This window comes from Elstera litoralis (assembly GCF_000963705.1).
Taxonomy (GTDB): domain Bacteria; phylum Pseudomonadota; class Alphaproteobacteria; order Elsterales; family Elsteraceae; genus Elstera; species Elstera litoralis.
Map to the genome: position 1 here is coordinate 1 of NZ_LAJY01000580.1, position 1,025 is coordinate 1,025.

Genomic DNA, 1,025 nt, shown 5'->3' on the forward strand with positions numbered 1-1,025 from the left:
ACAGTTATCCTAAACTCGATCTAGCTTGTAACCAACTGGTTATAAGTGGCAGAAGCCAGAAACCAATCCGACGGGAAAAATCCCGTCACGGCCACGCCTGGGGAGGATGTGGATGTTCGCTTTGTTCCGAAAGTTGCGCCGACTTTAAACAAACCTGTCAGACAGGTTTGGCAGTTCTGCGCATTTTCGATCGAGCGACGCTCGCGTCTCCCAAGCTTAATGCATCAAAAAGCACCCCATAGGGCAGGAGGAAACGTCATGAAGCAGCCTCATTTAAACCGGCGATCCGTTCTACAGGCCGGGATTGGTCTTTCAGGTCTGATGGCGCTGGGAATTCCCAGCCCGCTGCTCGCCGCCGATCGGCGCTTGCGCATGTATTGGTGGGGCACGAAGGAGCGGGCCGAACGCACCTTGCAGGTCAATAAGCTCTATCAGCAGACCTTTACGGGCGTCACTGTCGACGGCGAAACCCTGGCGTGGGGCGATTACTGGCCGCGTCTGGCGACGCAGACGGCGGGCCGCAATGCGCCCGACGTGATTCAAATGGACTATCGCTATATCTTCGACTACGCCCGGCGCGGCGCGCTGCTGCCGCTGGACCAGTTCATTGACAAAGGGTTGAACCTTAAGGATTTTCCGCCGTCAGTCGTCGATAGCGGTAAGGTGGATGGCAAGATTTACGGGGTGAGTCTCGGCGGCAATACCTCCTCGACGATCTACGATACAGAAGCCTTCGCCGCAGTTGGCATTGCCCCGCCGAATTTCGATACCGACTGGAAGGGTTTTGCCAAACTGGCGGTGGAATTCACGAAAGCGGCGAAGCGCCCCGGCTACTTCGGTTGTCAGGATGGTGGTGGGCTTGAGTCGATCTTCGAAGGCTGGCTGCGCACGCGCGGGCAGGAGCTATATACGCAGGAGGGTAAGCTCGGGTTTGGTGAGAAGGATATCGAAGAATGGTTCGCCTATTGGGCCGACATGCGCTCTTCGGGAGGGTGTGTGACCCCAGACCTTCAGGCACTGGACAA

Annotated in this window: 1 protein-coding gene; it reads left to right on the forward strand. The window is 57.1% G+C overall.

Annotated features, from left to right (window positions below; genetic code table 11):
* Positions 1 to 258: 258 nt before the first annotated feature.
* Positions 259 to 1,025 (forward strand): ABC transporter substrate-binding protein (locus VZ95_RS17745; RefSeq protein ID WP_045777043.1); only part of this gene is annotated, 767 nt, incomplete at its 3' end.